Raw genomic sequence first — 1570 nt, 5'->3', positions numbered from 1 at the left:
CGGGGAGTGTGAGGGGCCGGAAGGCCCCTCGCCTGGGGTTTGGGGCAAAGCCCCAATCAACCACAGCCCGAGCGTGATACGCGCGCAGCGCGAAGACCCGGCGAGGCCCAAGACGCGGGCCGCACCATTCACCTTCTACTGATCCACAAAACAGGACCTAGGGCCAGTCGTCGGGGGTGGGATTGGCTTGTTGCCCGTGAAGGTGTTGTCGGACCAGGTGACGGTGGCCGGGCGGGGGCCGGTCACGTGCACCGGCGCGTAGTCGATCCCGTCCGGCACCCAGCGGTTGCCGGTGACCTTGACCGCGCCGGAGACGTCGTAGATCCGCAGCGGATAGTAGGACCCCGGCGCGTGGTAGAGCACGTTGCAGCTGACCGTGACGTCGGAGATCGCGCCCTGGTCCGGGGCGAAGAAGATTGCCGCGTTCACGGCTCCGGTCGGCGATCGCGGTTGGAACCGTCACCATCGTTGCAACCGAGGGGGTTCTCGAACGCATGGGCCGCTTCGATCCCGTCTGCAATGGCACTCAGCATCAGGAGACCGTACGAGCAGAGCTTCAAGCTGGCGTCTCGTTCCCAGACCACATTCTCCTCATCAGTAAGGACCGGCCCGTCTATGTGACCGTTAGTGTGGGTGGTCTTGCGGCTGTCACAAAGAAATTCGATCCGAGCTGACCGGCTAATCGCGAGCTGGCCATTGCCTCTTTTACACGTACTTGGCTGGTACCCCACTTCTGTCAGATGCGTGCAGGTGAGGAGCCCCGCGTTTTCCGGACACGTCCCAAATGAACTATATGATGGACCCTATCACGCAACCGACCGATTATCGAACCATTCATCGAGGACTTCAAGCGGTGGTCGATAACCAAGCCCCGAATGAAGTCGGCGTGGATTGTAGAATCCCTCGATGTACTTGATGAGCGCATGCCGCGCTTCAGCGAGGTGATCTCAGCGACTTTTATTTCAGGTAGCCGTGTTCGAAGTGCGTGAGGACGAGTGCGGCTTTGACGATGTCGCCGATTCGGCTGGGGCTGGCGGTGATGCGCTGGAGGGTGCGCCAGCGTTGGGTGAGTAGGGCGAAGCCGCGTTCTCCCAGGCAGCGCAGGGCGCGCAGGAGGGCGTTGCGGGTGCGGGTGTCGAGGTCGAGGGGGCGGCCGTCGCAGGGGTGTTTGACCGGGGTGAGGATGCCGATGCCGGCGCCGTCGTAGCCTCCAGTCGGCCAAGGTGGGAAGCCCGTCGGCGGCGGCCTTGTACAGCGCACCCAGGACGTGTGTGCGAGCGGCGGTCAGGTCGTGGGCGGAGCCGGGGTCGACGTCGGAGACCCACAGCGGCAGGCCGCAGGGCGCGGACAGGGCCTGGATGTTGCCGCCGCGGTGGCGGGCCTTTCCGGAGTACCACAGGTCGATGGGCTCGCCTTTGACGCTGATGGTCTTTTCGGCGCAGCGGTCGGTGGCGATGACGGTGCCGTCCAAGATGAGGTGGGTGAGGCCCTCATCGGTAGCACGCTGCAGGGCGTGGTGCAGGTCGGGGGCTTGGTCGGCCAAGACGTTGATGACCTCGTCGAGGTAGCG

Annotated in this window: 1 protein-coding gene and 1 pseudogene; both read right to left on the bottom strand. The window is 64.4% G+C overall.

Translation table 11 applies throughout. From position 1 onward, the window contains the following. Positions 1–135 precede the first annotated feature (135 nt). Positions 136–429 carry a hypothetical protein gene (locus AB0B96_RS40810; RefSeq protein WP_362907681.1) on the bottom strand — a complete coding sequence of 98 codons (294 nt, stop codon included), beginning with the start codon at positions 427–429 and terminating at the stop codon, positions 136–138. Between the two features lie 528 nt (positions 430–957). Further along, a pseudogene (locus AB0B96_RS40805) lies at positions 958–1570 on the bottom strand (transposase family protein); the annotation flags it as partial.

The organism is Streptosporangium sp. NPDC049046, assembly GCF_040649155.1.
In the GTDB taxonomy this organism is placed as follows: domain Bacteria; phylum Actinomycetota; class Actinomycetes; order Streptosporangiales; family Streptosporangiaceae; genus Streptosporangium.
The sequence above is the reverse complement of the archived record's forward strand: the minus strand, read 5'-3'. Positions and strand labels throughout refer to the sequence as shown.